This is a genomic window from Rivularia sp. PCC 7116 (assembly GCF_000316665.1).
Lineage (GTDB): Bacteria > Cyanobacteriota > Cyanobacteriia > Cyanobacteriales > Nostocaceae > Rivularia.
The window spans coordinates 5812806-5832505 of sequence record NC_019678.1 but is presented as its reverse complement, the minus strand read 5'-3'; the positions used below and the strand labels follow the sequence as shown (position 1 = coordinate 5832505).

Sequence of the window (19700 nt, the reverse complement as noted above, 5' to 3'; positions counted from 1 at the left end):
TTTGGGGTACGGGTTTCCGTGCCCCTTTTTTTATAGAGATGGGGAGAGGAGGCTGAGAACGGAAAGATAATAACAGCTACAAACAACTTTGATTTGGTATACTGTCGCACAGCGAGGGTGAATTAACTGGTTACCTATGTCCAATTCCCCATGCCCAATTCTCCATGCCCAATCTCCAATTTTTTAATACAAAAAAAATCCGAACGATTAGGTATTATTGTCTTGACTTTGACCTAGATTGAAATTAATTTTTGAATGTTAATGCAAAAAAAGAAATTAATTAGCTCGGTTCTTCTACCAATTGCAGTCATATTGCCTGCTCTTTTTCCTTCGGGTGAAGTAACTGCCCAAAAGCAAACCAAATTGCGTCCAACTTCTTTGTTAAAAGCAAAATGTGTTAAAAGCGGCATCGGTAGCGCTCGTCGGCAAAAACTTGATATTTCTATTGGTAAAGCGGTTTACAGTAGTAAATTTTATTTAGGCCCTGGTTATCGTTCGGCAGCTTTAACTTGCAAAATCAAACCAGAAGATCGACCTCAAAACGTATTTCAAAGCTTAGATTTAGGCTTTGGAATGCGCGACAATAACGTAAATAGTCCTAGCGTTCGGGTTCAATTGTACTTAGATGGCAAACCAACTGAAACTGTGACTGTAGGGCCGACACAAGTCGCAAATGTATCTGTTGATGTGAACAATGTTAGTAACGTCGCAATTGAAGCAACTTGTTCTAGTTCAACTCAATATTGCAGTCGCGTTTACTTTTACGATGCTAATTTGCAACGAAGTAACCCGACTCCGGTAGATAGTAGTCCAGCACAGAATAATCCCGAAAACAGTAATCCAGAAAACAATAATCCCCAACAGGAAAATATTTTACCTCCTCCTCCTACTAATTAAGTAGGGAGAATGGGAGACAAGGAGATAGGGAGACAAGAAGATGGGGAGATGGGGAGATGGAGGAGAATAAATAATTATTACCCATTACCAATTACCCATTACCAATGCCCAATGCCCGATGCCCAATTCCCTACTCCCTATTTCCTTTTTCTACTTCTTCGGCTTCGGCTGGTTTGATTTGGGATAAACTGTTTTTGGTATTTTCAGCGGCTTGCTGAAATAAGGGTTCAACCTTTTTTCGCCAATAATTAGTATCTGGTAGCTTATCGGGATTTTTTTGATATTCTTGGACTTTTTCCCATTTTCCCTGAGAAATAGCCGTATTCACATCATTAAAGAAACCTTCGGCTTTGTCCCAGTCTTTTTGCCATTGAGTTATCATTTCTCGGGCTTCTTTGACATTTTTATTGTTAGGAGCCAGAGTTTCTAAAATAGCGATCGCACCTTCTAAGTCTCCAGATTCGTATTTTTCTTTGGCTTTTTCTACCGCTGCATCATCTTCCCTTGCGTTCTCAATTGACTTGCTTTCCTCTTCGTTTTTAAGAATCGGCTCGGGTTTGGGTACCGGAGTTGCAATCAATCCACTACCGTCAACTGTTTTAACCGCAATGCTTTGGTCCCGCAAACAAGTAATCCATTCTTCTCCATTTTTAATTACATTGGAATGCGCCCAAGCTGATTCTCCAGGATTAACTTTGACTTCTACCCAACCTTTTTTCGTTCTTTTACCAGTAACCAAAAACTTAGTATCTTTAGACACTCTTTGAATAATATTATTTTTAGTATAAGTACTAGGTTCCGAGCGAACATTAGAGTTTGCTGCAACTGTAGCCGTACAGTTAGCTTGAGCGGCAGCACCAGTAAAACTATTTCCAAAATTGTTTACATTTTCAACGATGGCAGAAGTTGCAAAAGCAGTACCGCCAACTAATCCTAATATAATTAATATTTGTAAAAAATCTGGGCCACTAGAGCCGCGAGGAATCTGATGCTCGGAAAACGTTTGGGTTGGCTGGCGGGGATGAGAAGGTGCAACAGCAATAGTCATTACCCGAGAATGTTGAGCCGAAGGATTTGATTGAGGACGCAGTTGAGGATACTGCTGCGGTACTAAATTATGAGAAAATGAACTTAATGCCTCTAATGCCTCAGTTGCATTTTGGTAGCGCTCTTTAAAGTGGTAGCGCACCATCATATTCAAAACTTCTATCAATTCTCGACTCACGGGTACTAAATTTTCCCAGAGTAATTCTCCCGTTTGCGGGTCTTCTGGTAAATCCATTGGTGCAATTCCCGTAAGAGCCTGAATTGCAATAATCCCCAAAGAATAAATATCGCTATTGTGTCGGGGTCTACCTTGACCTTGTTCTGTAGGCATGTAGCCAGGAGTACCAATAGCTACTGTCGCAGAAGGATTTGGTACGCCTTGAAGCGAACCCAAACCATAAGAAGTTCGTAGTTGCTTGACAGCACCAAAATCAACTAAAACTAATTTACCGTCACTGTAACGGCGAATAATATTATCGGGTTTAATATCGCGATGAATTACACCTTGACTGTGAACAAATTCTAAAACCGAGAGAACGGAAACCAACATCTGAATGACTTGATTTTCATTCCAGCGTTGTCCAGTTTCCAATTCCTCAGTTAGAGGATGTCCTTCTATAAATTCTTGTACTAAAAAAAATTCGTGATTTTCGTCAAAATAAGCTAATAATCTGGGTATTTGGTCGTGATTACCCAGTTTTTCTAAAGTTTCGGCTTCACTTTGAAATAAGCGTTTCGCAGTATCAAAGACTTTTGACTCAGTGCTAGTAGGTTTAAGATGCTTAACAACACAAATCGGATTACCAGGTCTTTTGGTATCCTCAGCGATATAATTTTCACCAAACCCACCCGTAGCGAGAACTTTGATAACTTTATAACGATAGTCTAGTAGTTTGCCTATCATATTCACTCCCCAGTGTTAACACCCAGCAAACGTGGGACGTACTAAATATTTCCATCAATACTGCGACCATATCCGTTATCTTATAAAAAAAGATTCTCGTTTTAATCCCAGTATTTTCTCATCTACACATTGTTAATATCGATTTCAACAATTTTGTTTACCGAAGATGCCACCAAAAATAACAAACTCAGTAGCATGGCAGCAGGCAGAACTACTTATGCAGCCAACATTCATTCGCGTTATCGACAACGTCCGCAAGATACTTGATAATTCTTCCTGGAAAGGTACTTATCATGACGTTTTGACTTGGGCTGCTGGCACGAGTGAGGAAACTAAAGCGATAGTCACTCAAATGGTGCAAGAACTCGAAACTGCAACACCAGAACAAGCCGTGGAAATAAGAGAAACATTGGCTAAATTGCCAACGCCCCATCCAGGATATCATCTATGCTTGGAGCGTCAAGACCAACAAGTAAATGTTGATTTGTGGGAGTTATGTTATCAGGTATGTTTTGTTGAATACACCCTCAGTAATGATGTAGTTGATATTGATACTAGTCTACTAGATGAAACTGGTGATGTGGAATGGAATTTGTTAGATAAAAAAGCAAAACGGGTAGTTGAAGAGATGTTTGCTAAGTTACCGCATTAGGGAATTGGGGATTGGGGATGGGGAATTGGATCGCGAAATGTTGTATCAACTAAGTATAATTGTATAAATAAGTTTAGTTTTTACGTAGATGTATACCAATATAACCGGATACTTTAGTTATACTCGGAAATAATACTACGTGTAAATACTAAATTTAAAAAATAGCTGCTAATGGTTTCTGATAGAATCAATCGTCAAAGATTAAAAAGTTTAGAAGAAATATTAGAGATTGAATACGAAAAGCTCAGCGAGTTTCAGAAAGAAATTAAGAGAACATCATATTTTAAGGCAAAATTGGAACTCCAACAGGAAATAAAGACAGAAATAATCCCGGATATTCGTAAGCATGAAGCTGAATACGGGCAAATACTTTCTCAATTATCAGAAGTATCTACAATTCCAGAAAATGAAGCTGAGAATACTCTTGCGGAAATTGTACAAGTAGTAGAACACATCGAAGTTCTTCCTGCTGAAACTTATTCAAACGAAATGATTCAGCTTTTGAGAGAAATTCGAGAAAAATTAGATGAGCCAGGAAAAACAGCAGCAGCGAAGTTAAAAGTAGCATTTCCAATTATTCCAATGCTTGCATCTTATGAAATGGAAATGGATACGGAAGCTACCTTTACTAACCTATGGCAGTGGATTAAATCTCGTCTTAGGGATAGAGTATGAGCCGAGAGGAAAGTGATTTAGAGAAAGCGCTCAATTACTTACGAGAACAACGCGGCTTTTTTGAGAAAGAAAAACCAAAAATAACAGATTTCAAACAGAAATTTGCTCTTATAAAAGAAATTCAAGAATGCGATAAAGAAATTAAAAGATTAGAAGCAGAAATCGCCAATCAAAAGCAAAAAAACTCATCTGCATCTAATCAAGATCGTACAACACGCTTTATATTACCGCAGAAAGATATCTCAACTTTTACTGGAAGAGATAATGAACTGCAAAAACTTGAAAAACAACTTATTAACCGTCAGGGAAATAAAGTTTGTAGCATTGTTAGTTTAGCTGGTGCCGGAGGAATTGGTAAATCAGCACTTGCCTGTCACTTTGCAACTAAATATAAATATAAATTTCCCGATGGGGTTATAGGCTTACGAGTTGACGGAAAAAATGCGGATACCATAGTTCGGGATTTTGCCAGATGCTGCAAGGAAGAAATTGATCCAGAAGATGAGCGAGATGCAGCAACCATCATGCAAGAAATGTTTGCTCATCGACGAATGCTGTTGATTTTTGACAATGCAGATAATCCTACCATCCTAGATTTATGTGTTGGTGGAAACCGATGCGCGATTATCATTACAACACGCGATCGCCAACTACCAGCATTACTCGATATTCCCATTAAAGCCACTATTGACGTTCGTCCCTTACCTGAAAAAGATTCGCTACAGCTACTAAAAAAGATTTTAGGGGAAAAACGAGTTGATGATGAAATAGAAGCAGCTAATAAAATAATTCGTTTAATTGGCAGCTTGCCCTTAGCGCTACAAATAGCGGGTGCAACTTTGCGAGGGAAACCGCGAACACTTGCAGACTATGCTGCTTCATTGAAACAAGAAAAAAATCGACTCAAAAGGCTGAAAATTAGAGGAGACAAGGAATTAAACGTTAAAGCTTCATTAAGCTTGAGTTTGAAACTACTCGAAAAAGATGAAATTGACTTTTTTGCTTGTTTAAGCGTTTGTGCTGAATCAGGTTTTTCCAGACGTACAGCTGCAATAGTTGGGAATTTTGATGACGAGTATACAGCACAAGATTATTTAGACCGTTTTCATCAACTTTCGCTACTTAACTATTCTGAAGTCGGAGAAAATCGCTTTGTTTTTCATCCGCTTATTCGTTTGTTTGCTCAAGAATTAGCAATTGAGCGTGGTTTGAAGGATGATGCAGCAGCAAGTCATGCTCAATTTTTTGTTGAATTCAAATCAATTGAAATAGATAGTTCTACTGCATCTTTGATTGCAGAAGAATTAGAAGATATTATGTTAGCTGCAAAGTGGTTACAGCAACAACAAATAGCTGATTACGAATTCGCCAAATATATTCAGTCATTTTTTGAAAGAAATGGCTATTGGCAACAAGCTGTTGAATTCATGTCGTTATTTCAACTTATAGCAGAATCAAGCGAACTTTGGGATTCTGTAATTAAATTCCGAATTCAGCAAGCTAAGTATTTATCCTTGCAGGGCGAACATAAAAATGCTGAAGCCGTGCTTGTCCCTATCCAAAAATTACTAAATAAAATCGAAGCAATAGAAACCCGTCAGCTTTGTGAAGCAAAGTGGCTAAACACATTTGGAGTTATACTACGGCGACAAAATAGATTGCACGAAGCAGTAAATTATCTTGAACAAGCTTTAAAAACTGAGGTTCAACTGAATGACTCAGAAGGTTTAACAATAGTGCTGAATACTTTAGCTTGTGTATTACAACAGCAAGGAAAGCTTGATAAAGCTGCTAGTACTTTCCAACGTCAACTGAAAATTGCTCAATCTGTTGATGACAAACGACAGCAAACGATAGCGCTTAAAGGTTTAGCTGGTATATTACAGCAGCAAGGAAAGCTTGATAAAGCTGTTAGTACTTTCCAACGTCAACTGAAAATTGCTCAAACTATTAATGATACACGTTCGATTATAATAGCGCTTAACGGTTTAGCTGGTGTATTGCAGCAGCAAGGAAAGCTAGAAGAAGCCGCTAATACTTTTCAATCTCAAATAGAAATTTCTCAATCTATTGATGATAAACGTTCACTTACATTTGGGCTTAACGGTTTAGCTGGTGTATTGCAGCAGCAAGGAAAGCTAGAAGAAGCCGCTAATACTTTTCAATCTCAAATAGAAATTTCTCAATCTAATAATGATAAACGTTCACTTACATTTGGGCTTAATGGTTTAGCTGGTGTATTGCAGCAGCAAGGAAAGCTAGAAGAAGCCGCTAATACTTTTCAATCTCAAATAGAAATTTCTCAATCTATTGATGATAAACGACAACAAGCAATAGCCCTTAACGGCTTGGCTGGTATATTACAACATCAAGGAAAACTTGAAGAAGCTGCTAATGCTTTCCGAAGTCAAATAGAAGTTGCTCAATCTATTGATGATAAGAATTCAGTTGCAATTGGGCTTAAAGATTTAGCTTTTGTTCTACAAGAGCAAAAACATTTTCAAGAAGCAATAAATATCTTAGAACAAAGTTTTGATATTTACGAGCAATTAGATAAAGCTGCTCAGAAAGCATTTGTGAAAAAAGAAATTGGTGAAGCGCTTCACCAACAAGCACTTTCATTTATAAATCAACCGAATCGCTTAAATGAAGCAGAAAATATTCTCCTTCGCAGTCAATCTATATTTGAAGATTTAGATGAAAAACGCAGTCTCGCAATGGTTTTAAATAGCTTAGGAGTACTATTTAAGCGACAACAAAGATGGAAAGAAGCTGAGAAGATTATTCGACGCAGCTTCGATTTATCTGAAAAAATAAAAGATGAAAGAGGACAAGCAATAGTTCTTAATAGTTTAGCTCAAGTATTGCAAAAACAAAGAGACGACAAGAAATTTGAATGGGCGATCGCAGCTTTTAAGCAGAGTATTAAAATTGGCAAGAAACTCGAAGATGAGGAGCATTTAGCTAAAGTCTATACGGCAATGGGACAAGCTTTAATTACACGTCAGAAATTTGCAGAGGCAGCCACAGAACTTAGTAAAGGCTTTGAAATTGACGAAAAGCGAGCAAATATTCGTGGTTTAAAAATTGTAATTAAGAAATTAACTTTAGCACTTTTAAAGCTTGGGGAACGTCAAGAAGCAATAAATTATTGTCAGCGAGCGCTTGCTATCGAACCTCAAAATCAAACTTTTATAGAAATTCATCAAAAACTTTCTTCACCACCGCAAAAAGCTAAAAAAATAATCCTTAACTAATCAAAATAGTACATATAAAATGTTTCTTTAGAGTGAAAAATTAAATTCAGTCTCCAACCTTTGGCAGAAAAACATTTTAAGAATGTCTCCCCAAAGTTGGTGTGATTCGGAATTTGTAATTGTTAACTTAGTACTGTTCGTCAAGCTGCAATCTTTTTACATCGCAGTTTTATTAATAAATACTGAGGAAATAATTATGAATGAGAATAACCAACCTTTAGAAAATAAAGAAGAAAATAAAAATTTAAATCAAGAAAATCAAGAACAAGAAAATTCAGAATCTAATTCTGGCTCTGGTGTTGGTGCGGCGATTGCTGGAGCCGCAATTGGTGGGTTATTAGGTTCTAAGAAAGGAATTTTAGGTGCCGTAGCTGGTGCAGCAGCCGGTGCTATGGCTGGTAAAGGTACATCTGAAGCTGTTGATAAGACTGTAGAAGGCGTTGTTGGTGCTGCTGAGACTGTTGCTGAAAATGCGAACAGTGCTATCAATACTGTCAGTCACGCTGTAGAAGATACAGCCGAGGAAGTTAAGCCTGCTGTTAAAGGTGTGGTAGAGGAAGTTAAAGATACAGTACAGCAAGCAAAGCCTGCTGTTGTTGATACCGCAGAATCCGTTAAGCAAACAGTTCAAGAGTCTAAGCCTGCTGTTGTTGATGCAGTTAAAGGTGTATCGGAAGAAGCAAGACCTGCTGTTAGAAACATTTCTAACTCAGTACAAAACACTGTAGAAGAAACCAAACCTGCTATCAAGAGCGCTGCGAATTCCTTGAAAGGTGCAGCAGAAGAAGCGAAACCTGCGATGAGAAGTGTAGCGGGTTCGGTTCAAGAAGCTGTAGAAGAAGTCAAGCCATCCGTAAAAGATGCTGCTGGCTCGGTTAAAAGTGCGGTTAATGAAGTAAAAGAAGATGTTAAACCAGCAGTAAAAGATGCAGCAGGCTCCGTAAAAGGTGCGGTTGATGATGCTAGATTATCTGCGAAGAAAGCAGGTGAAGAACTAAAATCTTCCGCTAAAGGTGCTGCTGATTCTGCTAAGAAAGCAGGTGAAGAATTAAAGTCTTCCGCTAAAGATGCTGCTGATTCTGCCAAGAAAGCCGGTGACAATGTCAAGTCTTCCGTAAACGATGCAGCAAAATCTGTGAAGAATGCAGCTCAAGATAATAACTCTCCTTCTGTAGAAAAAGAGGAAGTTATGGTTAAAACAGATTTAGACATGAACAATCGTGAAGCTGACTTGTATAAAACACAAGCTCCAAGAGTCGAAATTAAGGATACAAGAACTGATATTTAATCACGTTTTGCTTTCAAGAGCGTAAAATAGAATTTTAAAGAAGGGTGAATCGTTATACGGTTCGCTCTTTTTTATTTTTGAGAAGGAAGAGGAGGTAGTGGCGCAGTGGGAAAGAAATCCAATTGCCAATTACCCATGCCCCATGCCCAATGCCCGGTGCCCAATCCAAAATCTAAAATCCAAAATTATTATGTCTGAATCAGCTATTCAACTATTAGAAACGGGAGTTGCCGTTTACAATCGCAGCCATTGGGGACGTATCAAGGTTTCAGATGGCGATCGCCTGCGTTTTTTGCACAATCAAAGCACGAATGATTTTGAAAGTCTTAAACCAGGGCAGGGATGCGATACGGTTTTTGTAACTTCTACTGCTCGCACTATTGATTTAGCAAGTGCTTATGTTACAGATGATGCTGTATTGCTACTGGTTTCTCCCAATCGTCGCGAGTATTTGATGCAATGGTTGGATAAATATATATTTTTTGCGGATAAGGTACAGTTAACCGATTTAACCGATGAAACCGTAACTTTTAGTCTTTTAGGTTCCCAAAGCAACGCTATTATTGAAAAATTAGGTGCTTCTGAAATAATTGGTAAACCATATGGTTCTCATATTCAAATTCCCAATTTAAACGAGGAAACAGGAAATATTATTGCTGTTGGTAGCGGTTTAGCAACTCCAGGATATACTTTGATTTTGAATGCGAATCATAAGGAAAAAATTTGGTCTCAAATCATCGGATCTGGTGCGGTAGAAATAAAGGATAATGATTGGGAAACGTTACGAATATTGCAGGGAAGACCAAAACCAGAAAGCGAATTAACCGATGATTATAATCCTTTAGAAGTAGGTTTATGGCAGACAGTTTCTTTTGATAAAGGTTGTTATATCGGACAAGAAACTATTGCGAGATTAAACACTTATAAAGGTGTAAAACAGAATTTATGGGGAATTAGTCTAAATAGTTTTGTTGAACCGGGAACAGTAATTACAGCAAATGATGAAAAAGTCGGAAAACTGACTAGCTGCACCCAAGACGGCGATAATTATTTTGGGTTAGGCTACATTCGTACAAAAGCTGGCGGAGTCGGTTTAAAAATAAAATTGGGAGAAACACAAGGAGAAGTAGTGTCAATTCCATTTGTTACCCATGAATACCCAAACAGTGAACAGTGAACAGTTATCAGTTAGTAGTATAAGTAGCAAGTAGCAAGTAGCAAGTAGTGATTTAAGAATTACCAATTACCAACTACCAATACCCCATGCCCAATGCCCAATGCCCAATGCCCAACTACTTAAAACGGAATAAAAATAGCTTCCTCCCGATCCCAACCAGCACCTTGACAAAATTCGTCTATCCAAGAAGCGAGGTTTGAGACTTTTTTCTTAGAAGCGGCTTTAATTTCTTCTGTTTCTTGTTCTTTTGATTCTTTGATTACTTCTTGTTCTTCTGCTTCATTACACATGGAAAGTAAAGACAATACTTCTTCTTCACTTTCTAATTTGGCAACCATGCTTGATTCAGTAAATTCTTGAGGTGTATTTTCTTGAAGTAATTCCGAAAATGCTTGAAATTCTTTTTCTATTGATTCTGATTCAAATGTTGATTGAACTGCCTGGGGAAAAGGAAAACTTTCTATTTTGGTAATAGCTGTTGAATTGGATGCAGTGGGTTGTTTAATTTCTGTGTCTTTGCTGCTATCTGCTCTAAATTTATCAACAAATTCTGCTTGCACGCTATTACTAGCTACTTGATTTTGATTTACAGACTTATAATCTTCTATTAAATTTGATTCTTCGGGATTAAAATTAAGACCTAATGCAGCAATAATTTCGTCGGGATTATTATTTAATTCCAGAATAAAAGGAAAAAATTCGTCAAGTTTTGGTTCTAAAACCGATAAAGTAGCTAAAATAAAACCGCTAGAAGGGCGACGGTAGCCGTCATAAGTTCCCCAAATTCGCATTTTTTCTAGCCAGGGACGATTTTGATGGTAATACTTCACCCATTTTATTTTCAAAGATTTACGTAGCTGCTGGATATTCATTTCTATATATAGACTTTTATAAGCCAGTAATTAATTTTTAACCCGCTGATGAAATCGGTGATAAAGCATTTTTTCGACTCTTTTACCACCCAGAAAATGTTGTTCGATCACATGAAGAACTTCCGATGGGCGAACGCTACTATACCAAACCATTTCTGGCAATACTAGTACCATCGGGCCATTACCACATTGTCCCAGACAACTGCTGCTTATTACCGTCACTTCGGAAACAGGATTCTCTTCAAAAGCTGCTAATACTTCTACAGCACCTTGTTTTTTGCAGGTACGATTTTGGCAAACTCGGACGCATTTCATGTTTTTTGGTAATTGGTAATGGGTAATTGGTATTTATCATCAATAAGCAACAAGTATAAAATATTATATTTCTAATTCCTAACTCCTAACTTTGAATTCCTAACTCCTAACTTTGAATTCCTAACTAACTTCTAACCCTTTTGATTTTAACCATTCGGGGTTGAATATTCGCGATTGATAACGAGAGCCGCTATCACATAATATAGTGGCAATTGTATGTCCCGGACCCATTTGTTTAGCAAGTGCGATCGCTGCTCCAACATTGATGCCTGTCGAACCACCCATTAATAAACCTTCTTTTCGCAACAGTTGATAAACTACTCGTAATGCTTCTTTGTCATCAATTTGAATAGCATCATCAATGGGTACGTTTTCCATATTGGCTGTAATTCTACTGTTGCCAATCCCTTCAGTTATGGAACTACCGGACATTTTGATTTCACCAGTTTTTATATAGCTGTAAAGTCCGCTGCCCATTGGATCTGCAACAACACATTTAATATTAGAATTTTTTTCTTTGAGAAACATTGAAGCACCTGCAAAGGTTCCACCAGTGCCGGTTGCAGCTACCCACCCGTCTACTTTACCATCTGTTTGCTTCCAAATTTCCGGGCCAGTGGTTTCGTAATGTGCTTGACGGTTTGCCAAATTATCAAATTGATTCGCCCAAATTGCGTTTTCCATTTCGGAAGCGACTCTACCAGACAATTTTACATAATTATTGGGGTCTTTATAAGGAACCGCCGGAACTGGACGAACTTCCGCACCTAATGCTCTGAGCGCGTCCATTTTTTCCTGAGACTGAGTTTCGGGGATAATAATTAAACATTTGTAACCTTTAGCATTGCAGATATGTGCTAAACCAATACCCGTATTTCCTGCGGTTCCTTCAACAACCGTACCGCCCGGTTTGAGTAAACCTTTGGCTTCTGCATCTTCAATAATATATAGTGCTGCTCTATCTTTTACGGAGCCACCAGGATTGAGAAATTCTGCTTTCCCTAAGATTTCGCATCCCGTTTCTTCACTAAAACTATTCAAGCGAATCAAAGGAGTGTTTCCCACAGTACCGACAAAGCCATTTTTAATATCCATGTTCTATTACCAATTTTCTTCACTATAAGAATTTTGGCTTATGACGGTGCTTAATATAAAGTTTTTTGTAGATAATTATCGGTTTTGATTTAGATTTGGGCTTAAACTTTCCATTCCGATTCTGGAATATCCGCACCAAGCATAATATTGCGTAAAGTTCCAATAGGTAAATCCTTGCCTTTATGATAAGGAACAATAACCATTAGTTGTCTTTCAATATTTCGCCATTTACGATGACTACCTTTTGAGAAACTAGTTCAAAACCATATTGCTGCAAAATTTTTTCAACTTCATCTGCATTCATCCGTCGAGTGCGACTCATCCTAAAGTTACCTCTGTGGTAATTGCTCCAGGTGCGAGTTGAATTGTATCTGGTTCGAGATAAAGTTCTATAGCTTCGCGAATATTTTCTAAAGCTTCTTCTTGGGTTTCTCCTGCTGACACGCAACCAGGTAACTCAGGACACCAAATAGCCCATTCTCCTGTTTCTGGATCTGGTTCAAGAATTACGCGCCACTTCATCAAAATGTCTCCTTAATTAAATCAATACTACTTATGACAGAATATAAACACATCCTACCTTAAAGTTTTTTGATTAATATTTGATCGGAAAGTATTCCTTTAATAAGACATCGCATTTATTCTTTAAGATACAAGATTTATAAAATGCAAGTCTAAATTTATAATTCATTGTTCAACAAATAATAAGTGGAAGCAGTAATTACACTGAGGTAATAATTTGTAAATTTAATTTATTTTAATAAAATGGCATGATTTATAATAATTGATTTTGGAGTGCTGATGATGATACAAATTGAAACTAACTTACTACAATCTGTCTTTATTCGCAACGAATATAAATAAAATTCAATTCGCTTTTTGAATTGCCATAATTGGCGAGTAAATATTTCAATTAATAAATCAGAATAATGAATTTACAAACTGAAAATAACAATTTTATGGACGATTTAGAAAAAGTCGTTCAAGTTCGTGCTGAAGTATCTGTTTCTTTGGATAAAATCGTTGATACCATTGAAACAGCAGAAACATCTTCCGAAAGTAGTTCTGGTAAATTAAGTTTAGAAAGAGATATTGAAGATATCAAGGTTGCTAGCAAAAATCTCCGCGAAGGTGTATTTCGTTTATTAGTATTAGGCGATATGAAGCGGGGAAAAAGTACTTTTCTTAATGCTTTAATTGGTGAAAGATTGTTACCGAGCGATGTTAATCCCTGTACTGCTGTTTTAACTGTTTTACGCTACGGAGCAGAAAAAACGGTAACGGTACATTTTAACAATGACAAAAATCCTCAAAGGCTAGATTTTGATTCTTTTAAACATAAGTATACTATCGATCCAGCGGAAGCTAAAAGATTAGAAGAAGAGAAAAAACCGGCTTTTCCCGATGTCAGTCATGCAGTAGTTGAATATCCTTTACCCTTATTAGAAAAAGGGATTGAAATTATTGATAGCCCTGGTTTAAACGATACAGAAGCAAGAAACGAACTATCTTTGGGCTACGTTAATAACTGTCATGCAATTTTATTTGTCATGCGGGCTTCTCAACCTTGTACTTTAGGAGAGCGCCGTTATCTCGAAAACTATATTAAAGGTAGAGGATTATCAGTTTTCTTTTTAATTAATGCTTGGGATCAGGTAAAGGAAGCTTTAATCGATCCTGATGATGAGGAAGAATTGCAAGAAGCTGAGGAAAGATTGCACAAAGTCTTTAAAGCAAATTTGGCTGAATATTGCGTTGTTGACGGACAAGATATTTACGACGAAAGAGTATTTGCAATTTCATCAATTCAAGCTTTACGCAAAAGGTTAAAAAATCCCGCAGCTTCTTTACAAGGAACCGGTTTTACCGAGTTTATGCAAGCACTAAACACATTTTTAACCAGAGAAAGAGCGGTTGCAGAATTACGTCAGGTGAGAACTTTAGCTAAACTTGCTTGTCATCATACAAAAGAAGCAATTGAAAGACGGATTCCTTTGTTGGAACAAGATGTCAATCAACTTCGTGAAAAAATTGATTCTGTAGAGCCAGAATTTCAAAAACTGAAGAATATTGGTGATGATTTTCAACAGGAAATTAGAAATACTCGGGATAATCAAGCTAGAAGTGTTTCTGATTCTTTCCGTAGCTACGTTTTAAATTTAGGCAATACTTTTGAAACTGATTTTCTACGCTATCAGCCAGAATTAAATTTATTCGATTTTCTTAATAGCGGTAAACGGGAAGCTTTTAATCTTGCATTACAAAAAGCCTTTGAACAATATATTACCGATAAACTATCTGCTTGGAGTTTAACCGCAGAGGAAGATATTACCGCAGCTTTTAAAGAACTTTCTCAAAGTGCTGCAAAATATGGTGCTTCTTATACCCAAGTTACCGATAGCATCACTCAAAAGTTAACTGGGGAAAAAGTTAAAATCAATTCTAATAATGCTGCCGAAGAAGATAATTCTCCTACTTGGGCAAAATGGGCTATGGGATTGTTATCTTTATCTAGAGGAAATTTAGCCGGTTTTGCAATGGCTGGTGCGGGTTTTGACTGGAAAAACATTTTATTAAATTACTTTACCGTTATTGGTGTCGGTGGCATAATTACCGCTGTAACTGGCATTTTTCTAGGTCCCATTGGTTTCGCTTTATTGGGTTTGGGTATAGGAGTTGTACAAGCTGATGGAGCCAGAAAGGAGTTAGTTAAAACAGCGAAGAAAGAGTTAGTTAAATATCTGCCGCAAGTAGCCGAAGAACAATCCAAAAATGTATATAATGCAGTCAAAGAATGTTTTGATGCTTACGAACAAGAAGTAATTCAGAGAATTAAAGATGATATTACCGCTCGTAAATCGGAATTAGATAATTTATTGAAGCAAAAAGAAAGCCGTGAAATTAACCGAGATGAAGAATTAAAGCGATTTGAAGTTTTAGAAACAGATATTTTTGCACAGTTGCAGAATATTGAGTCCGCTTACAGTAATTTATTGGCTTATTACGGTTAATTTATTTTACCCACGAATTGATTTGTAGAGACGTAATACATTACGTCTCCACATTTACCGGAATAACGATACTATATCTACATTTACCGGAATAACGATACTTTTTACAACCATAGATCCCGGAGACGTAGCACTGCTACGTCTCTACATCAATAATCATTTTTATTTAAATAAATAATTATGCCGCAAAATCAAATTTACCAACTTTTAGAGACTCTCAAATCTACAGCGAAGTTACTGAATATAGAATCAACATCTCAACTCTACCGAGATATTGAAGCAATTTCCCATCATCTTATAAATCCTAACTTCCGAATTGCAGTTTTTGGTCCTTTCAATCACGGTAAATCAACTTTACTCAATGCTTTATTAGGAAATAAAACTTTACCCATCGATTTAATTCCTACTACTGGTGCTGCTATTACTGTTAAATATGGCGACGAATTAGCAACTCTAATTAAATGTATCGACGGCAAACAAATCCATCGTAGCGGTACCGACATTTTAAAAGAATTTGCAATCCTTGATGATGATAGAAGGATGCGGAATGATGTCGCATCTGTAGAAGTTTTTTCTCCCCACCCATTTTTAAAGACTGGTGTTGAATTTCTCGATTTACCGGGAACAAATGATAGGGAAGAACAAAATAATTTGGTCAAAGAGCAATTACTAAGCGCCGATTTAGTAGTACAATTGCTCGACGCTCGTAAATTAATGACATTGGAAGAACGAGAAAATTTACGAGATTGGTTGTTAGATAGAGGAATTAAAACAGTTATTTTTGTAGCTAATTTCCTCAATTTATTAGAGCCAGAAGAACAAAAACAAGTTCAAAGTCGCTTACGATTCGTTGCTGAAAGTTTTCGCTCTCAGTTACCTCCGGGATTCAGTAACTTATATCGAGTTGATGCGCTACCTGCTTTACGAGCAAGATTAAAAGGTGATGTTTCAGCTGCGAATACCAGCGGTTTAGTTGCTTTTGAAGCTGCTTTACAAAATATCTCGGCAACTTTAAAAAAAGATGATAATAGTATTTCTTTACCAAGGATTGAGTCTATAGCATCTCAAATTCAACAAAGTTTAAAAACCAAAATTATCCCTTTAAAAAATCAGGTTAAAGAATTTGACGATAAAAACCAAGCTAAAAATGAAATAAAAATCAAAGCCGAAACATTAATTAAACAAGGTTTTGCTCAAAGCTTATCGGAACTACGTAATTGGTTAAATATCAACTCTTTACGCGAAAAATATCAAAAACAATCTGCAACAGAATTAGCCAACAATAATTTTCAAACGTGGGAAACTAATAATTTAAAGCAAGATTTTCAGAAATTAAAAACAGACTTAAATAAATGGCTAGAACAAGCTTTTGATTTCTTCGGGCAAGCCAAACCAGAAGATTTATCAATCCAATTTCCCCCTCATCCACAAATAGAATTAACACCTCCGCCAAACAATTCTCATAATACTAGCGACACTGGAGCCTATGCTATGGCTGGTGGGCTTGGCTGGTTATTAGGTGGTCCTGTTGGTGCTGCTGTAGGTGGTGGTATCGCTTATTTACTCGATCAAGGCTTACAGGAAAGCAGCGAAAATACCCCTGAAGATTATCATCAACAATTAGCACAAATTTGTATAGATGCTGTTGATGAATATTTACTCAAATTAAGCAGACAAGGATTGTCTCTTTTAGAAGAATACGAGCAAGAAGCCAAAAAAGTAATTAAATTTATTCCTACAAATCAAGATTGTTTAGAGATAGCTGAAACGCGCAAAACATTAAATCAATACTGCAATACTTTAAAAAGTTTAAATCAACAATTAGAGCAAGCATTAGGAATTACGATTTCATCTGAATTTCAAATTGAGCTAGATGAAAAACCTTGTAAATCAGAATATAAAGAAACAAAAGTAAATACAAATCAATCTAAATCTGTATACAGCTATTCCGGTAAAGGAGTAAAAGAAGATGTGGGAACTTTTAAAACATCTCCTCCTCCTAAAAAAGAAATTTCCAAAAAAGAAGATGTAGAGAAAAAGTTTATTGATTGGGAAATTGATGAAGAAATAGCGCAGATGAAATCAGAAATGCATTCATCTGGATTCAAAGACAATTTTAAAAATCGTCAACAAGCTAAAGCCAATCAACCCCTATCTGACAAACAAGAATTAATTAATGCTTATAAAATTATCGGTTTAAAAACAGATGCCTCACCAGAACAAATCAAACAAGCTTACAAACAATTAGTCAAAAAATGGCATCCAGATTTATTTATTAATCAACCCCAAAAATTAATTGAAGCTAAAGACAAAATTCGTTTGATTAATGAAGCTTACAGTCTTTTAACCAGCAATAACCATTCACATGTATAGGATTTTTTAAACTTATATGTAAATTCCTGTCTACATAATTAACAACTAAGTCAACCTATTATATCAAAGCTAAAACGCTCGCAGGAGAGCCACTACCTCCTCGTAGCCTCAAAGCACCAATAATAATAGTTATTCCCTTAGCTGGTAACTGTTCCAAATTCGTTAAATTTTCTAATACAATGCGTGGTTTATCTAAAACCAAACGATTGATAGAAAAATTAACATCACTGCCCCCATCTACACCGTGGGTATCAATTCCAATACCAGCAATGTTTCTGTTATTAACTAAAAACTGTGTTGCATCAACGTTGAAGCCTGGAAAATGCATCAATCCCCCAGCATCTTTATTAAAAAATGCTTTCTCATCATGCCATTTTTCTTGCCAACCCGTTTTCAATAAAACAACCGATTTACCAGCAATTTTACCGTGCTGATTTTCCCAAGCATCTATATCATCAATAGTTAAAGCATAATCGGGATTTATGGCAACAGACGAACTAATATCTATAAGCACCGCCGACAAAACTAAAGAATCGGCAGGATATCTATCTATTGCGATACCATCACCATGAAAACTTACTGGGGCATTTATATGAGTCGCACTATGCTCCCCCATTGAAAACCGACGTAAATAATAACCTTGCTCTTGCAAATCTGCTACCGTTTCAAATTCTACAATGGGATCGCCTTCCCAGCGAGGAATATTTGTATCAATCACATGACTCAAATGAACAACGCGAGAATATGAAATTAGATTTGGATTTTTATCTTGTAAGATTGTCTCTTCTTGTTCTAAATCAGGGGCATTCCGGGTTAACCTAGCCAAAGTCGCTTCCATAATTGCACTACTCTGCCCCGTGACGGTAAACACCAAAGCTTCACGATAAACCCGCTGTGCAGCGCTCAGGCTATAATTAGCAGCCCCGCTAGAAGCTGTTACCGCAGCATGAGCTATTCTTGATGTTAAATCAATTGCCCAAGCTCTTAATTGCAGTTTCCGTTCAAATTCTACCTGTTGCTGCTGTGCTTCAATAATTGCACTGCGACAGCGTTTTAATTCTGCTTGCAGAGAGATGAAAGCATCCTCGATAAAAAATAAAGATTTTTTGTTAAATTCTGCTTGAATTACATCTAAACCAGCTTCGGCACAGCCAAAAGCGAGAAAAGTAGCGTTTAAAAGGTTCTTTTTATCATTCTCTTGTATCCAACCCGGTGGTTTAATAGAAATTACAAATTCTTCTGGTAAAAACCAATTATCTAAAGTCGCAGAAACTGTATTCGTAGAATTCATTGCTGCCATTTGGGCAGGAGAAGTAAACGTTATTTCCCCTTTTTGTGCTTGCTGGATGTTTTGAAAAGGAGCAATACCAAAAACAGCACCACCATTATCCAAAGTTGCAGCAATCACAAATTCTTGAAACAATCCGAATCCAGTTATCCAAGGTACAACACCATTTATACGATAGCCACTCGCTACCTTATAGGCTGTAATTATCGGTTCACCTCGACGACGCAAATGAGAAAAACCCACACCCAGCAGAATTTCTCCGCTACCCATATGGGGAAGATACTTTTGTTGAAGCTGAGGATTATTACCAGCAGCTAAAATTCCAGCAGCACTTTGATGTTGTGTTTGTAGAAAAGCTAAAGCACCCGAATATCTCGCTACTAATTGCTGAAAACTTCCATAATCTAATCCACTGACTTCCTTCCCTCCCCATTTCTGGAGAACTTTCAACGCCAATAAATTCAAATCTCCCAATCCTCGCAATGCTTCACACAAGGCTCGTGGTGATTCATCTATCTCGTTAGCCCTTAGCGCAATTGTTTCGGATAAATAAGATTTAGCTGCATTGAAGAAAGAAGGAATATTTTGTAGAGACACTTTTGCAGAAGAATCCATAGCGCCGTATTTCTTTCATATTACGCTAATTCAGTACCTAGAGGAAAGTAAGGCATAGGGTTATGGGAAGATAGGAAGACAAGGAGAATCTAACCTTTGACCTTAATTACTTCCAACTCATAACTACTTACTGATTACTGCTCGCTGCTCGCTGAAATAGATAATCCCCCGAACTCTATATACTCCAAAGCTCGGGGGAAGTTCAAATGTTGCAGCAAAAAGTGAATTACTATT

Annotated in this window: 16 protein-coding genes; 8 read left to right on the top strand and 8 right to left on the bottom strand. The window is 37.0% G+C overall.

The window, feature by feature from the left end; all coding sequences use genetic code 11:
• Positions 1–261 precede the first annotated feature (261 nt).
• Positions 262–897 (top strand): hypothetical protein, encoded by a 636-nt coding sequence (locus RIV7116_RS22545; protein WP_015120634.1) that lies wholly within the window; start codon positions 262–264, stop codon positions 895–897.
• Between the two features lie 130 nt (positions 898–1027).
• On the opposite strand, the gene RIV7116_RS22540 is transcribed toward RIV7116_RS22545, so the two are convergent.
• Positions 1028–2848, bottom strand: coding sequence for a serine/threonine protein kinase (locus RIV7116_RS22540; RefSeq protein WP_015120633.1), 1821 nt, complete (start codon positions 2846–2848; stop codon positions 1028–1030).
• Between the two features lie 166 nt (positions 2849–3014).
• Between RIV7116_RS22540 and RIV7116_RS22535 the strand changes: the two genes are divergently transcribed.
• The 5 genes from RIV7116_RS22535 (at position 3015) to RIV7116_RS22515 (ending at position 9897) form a co-directional block, all read left to right on the top strand.
• Entirely contained in the window at positions 3015–3500 is a 486-nt protein-coding gene (locus tag RIV7116_RS22535; RefSeq protein ID WP_015120632.1) for a hypothetical protein, read from the top strand.
• 171 nt (positions 3501–3671) lie between these two features.
• On the top strand, positions 3672–4175 hold the full coding sequence (locus RIV7116_RS22530) for a hypothetical protein (RefSeq protein WP_015120631.1): 504 nt from the start codon (positions 3672–3674) through the stop codon (positions 4173–4175).
• Complete coding sequence (locus RIV7116_RS22525; protein ID WP_015120630.1) at positions 4172–7432, top strand: tetratricopeptide repeat protein; 3261 nt, start codon at positions 4172–4174, stop codon at positions 7430–7432. The genes RIV7116_RS22530 and RIV7116_RS22525 overlap by 4 nt, the downstream gene beginning before the upstream one ends.
• Before the next feature lie 82 nt (positions 7433–7514).
• Positions 7515–8720, top strand: a complete 1206-nt coding sequence (locus tag RIV7116_RS22520) for a hypothetical protein (protein WP_015120629.1) — start codon at positions 7515–7517, stop codon at positions 8718–8720.
• 190 nt (positions 8721–8910) lie between these two features.
• The gene (locus tag RIV7116_RS22515) at positions 8911–9897 is read left to right on the top strand and encodes a folate-binding protein YgfZ (protein WP_044292199.1); all 987 of its coding nucleotides are present in this window, start codon (positions 8911–8913) and stop codon (positions 9895–9897) included.
• Positions 9898–10016: 119 nt separating this feature from the next.
• On the opposite strand, the gene RIV7116_RS37095 is transcribed toward RIV7116_RS22515, so the two are convergent.
• From RIV7116_RS37095 to RIV7116_RS22490, 6 genes are all read right to left on the bottom strand, one after another.
• Entirely contained in the window at positions 10017–10769 is a 753-nt protein-coding gene (locus tag RIV7116_RS37095; RefSeq protein ID WP_015120627.1) for a DUF5331 domain-containing protein, read from the bottom strand.
• A 30-nt stretch (positions 10770–10799) separates the two neighbouring features.
• Positions 10800–11084: a ferredoxin gene (locus RIV7116_RS22505; RefSeq protein ID WP_015120626.1), complete on the bottom strand. Its 285-nt coding sequence runs from the start codon at positions 11082–11084 to the stop codon at positions 10800–10802.
• 120 nt (positions 11085–11204) lie between these two features.
• Positions 11205–12179, bottom strand: coding sequence for a cysteine synthase A (locus RIV7116_RS22500; protein ID WP_015120625.1), 975 nt, complete (start codon positions 12177–12179; stop codon positions 11205–11207).
• 101 nt (positions 12180–12280) lie between these two features.
• Positions 12281–12382, bottom strand: a complete 102-nt coding sequence (locus RIV7116_RS37090; RefSeq protein ID WP_015120624.1) for a type II toxin-antitoxin system HicA family toxin — start codon at positions 12380–12382, stop codon at positions 12281–12283.
• Positions 12382–12501: a type II toxin-antitoxin system HicA family toxin gene (locus RIV7116_RS37675; RefSeq protein WP_015120623.1), complete on the bottom strand. Its 120-nt coding sequence runs from the start codon at positions 12499–12501 to the stop codon at positions 12382–12384. The genes RIV7116_RS37090 and RIV7116_RS37675 overlap by 1 nt, the downstream gene beginning before the upstream one ends.
• Positions 12498–12701, bottom strand: coding sequence for a type II toxin-antitoxin system HicB family antitoxin (locus RIV7116_RS22490; RefSeq protein WP_015120622.1), 204 nt, complete (start codon positions 12699–12701; stop codon positions 12498–12500). Before RIV7116_RS22490 ends, RIV7116_RS37675 begins: the two co-directional genes overlap by 4 nt.
• 407 nt (positions 12702–13108) lie before the next feature.
• Here RIV7116_RS22490 and RIV7116_RS22485 point away from each other — a divergent pair, with 407 nt between their 5' ends.
• Positions 13109–15190: a dynamin family protein gene (locus RIV7116_RS22485; protein ID WP_015120621.1), complete on the top strand. Its 2082-nt coding sequence runs from the start codon at positions 13109–13111 to the stop codon at positions 15188–15190.
• Positions 15191–15370: 180 nt separating this feature from the next.
• Positions 15371–17563 (top strand): dynamin family protein, encoded by a 2193-nt coding sequence (locus RIV7116_RS22480; protein WP_015120620.1) that lies wholly within the window; start codon positions 15371–15373, stop codon positions 17561–17563.
• A 58-nt stretch (positions 17564–17621) separates the two neighbouring features.
• Here RIV7116_RS22480 and RIV7116_RS22475 read toward each other — a convergent pair whose 3' ends face one another.
• Positions 17622–19466, bottom strand: a complete 1845-nt coding sequence (locus tag RIV7116_RS22475) for a cyclase family protein (RefSeq protein ID WP_015120619.1) — start codon at positions 19464–19466, stop codon at positions 17622–17624.
• Positions 19467–19700: the final 234 nt, after the last annotated feature.